This window comes from Wolbachia endosymbiont of Drosophila leontia, from assembly GCF_028981785.1.
Lineage (GTDB): Bacteria > Pseudomonadota > Alphaproteobacteria > Rickettsiales > Anaplasmataceae > Wolbachia > Wolbachia pipientis.
On record NZ_JAPQLK010000090.1, the window covers coordinates 1 to 1,150 of the forward strand.

The following is a 1,150-nucleotide window of genomic DNA, read 5'->3' on the forward strand; positions in this document are numbered from 1 at the left end:
GATATAATGAAAAATATTTCCTCTTTTTTCTAGAAATTTGTTATATTCGCTATGGTTACTGACCCTCATTTTTTGTGGCATATTTTTTCTTTCAAGGTTAAATGGCTATTTTATAATGAATTTTGTCAGTAGCCACCAGATTTTTTCAGTTCCTATGCAACAAAGCCCACTGGAATCCAGTTTTTGATCAAAAATGTTGCTGTAGCGCACAATCAATTTTCCTGGATCCCAGTGTCTGGGCACTGGGATGACACCATAGGGGGCTACTTGGATGACAGGGGAGGGAGGCTGCTGGGATCCTGACAACCGTCATCCCGCTGCTTGTTAGCGGGATCTAGAGATACCGCGGCGGTATGACGTAGAGCTACGTGTTTAGGTTTAATGAATCCACTATATCTTTTACTTGAGAAAAAACATACTCTTTGCTTACACTGGTATCGATAATAAAGTCACTCATCTTCCTTTTCTCCTCAATAGATAACTGAACATCGGAGATTAGATTAAGCTTTTCTTTATCTATGTTGCGTTCGTTAAGTCTTTGAGCTTGCACAACGCTATCTGCATGAACAAAAACAATAAGGTCGCAATATAAATAAAATTTTGTTTCTAATAGAAGTGGCACATCTAAAACTAAAAGTTTTCTATCGATCTTTTTTTCCTTGGCAATAAAAAATTCTAATTCACGCAGCACAGCAGAGTGAACCAAAGATTGAAATTGTTTCCAATTTTCATCGTAGGCTAAGAAATATTTAGACAGTACTGTTCTATCTATTTCACCATTTACTACCACTCCAGGAAAATTTTTCTCTGCATAACTTATTATGCTTTTATCCACTTTATAAAATTGGTGTACAACAGAATCGGCATCAAATACAACAGCACCAAACTCTTGAAAGCAATTAGCTACAAAGCTCTTTCCTACCCCAATTCCGCCTGTTAGACTTATAATCATATAACAAAATACATTCGACTTCTTTTGAAACTATAGCTAAGGTTTCTCTATATATATTAACTAGATTTTCTAGATCCCAGTGGGCTTTGTTGTATAGCAACTGAAAAAATCTGGTGGCTGCTGACAAAATTCATTATAAAATAGCCATCTAACCTTGAAAGAAAAAATATGCCACAAAAAATGAGGGTCAGTAACCAT

Annotated in this window: 2 protein-coding genes; both read right to left on the bottom strand. The window is 35.9% G+C overall.

Annotated elements, in window-relative coordinates; all coding sequences use genetic code 11:
• Positions 1 to 105: 105 nt before the first annotated feature.
• Complete coding sequence (locus OZD63_RS03020; protein ID WP_275008074.1) at positions 106 to 306, bottom strand: hypothetical protein; 201 nt, start codon at positions 304 to 306, stop codon at positions 106 to 108.
• A gap of 58 nt (positions 307 to 364) precedes the next feature.
• Positions 365 to 952 (bottom strand): dephospho-CoA kinase, encoded by a 588-nt coding sequence (coaE, locus tag OZD63_RS03025; protein ID WP_274979678.1) that lies wholly within the window; start codon positions 950 to 952, stop codon positions 365 to 367.
• Positions 953 to 1,150 lie beyond the last annotated feature (198 nt).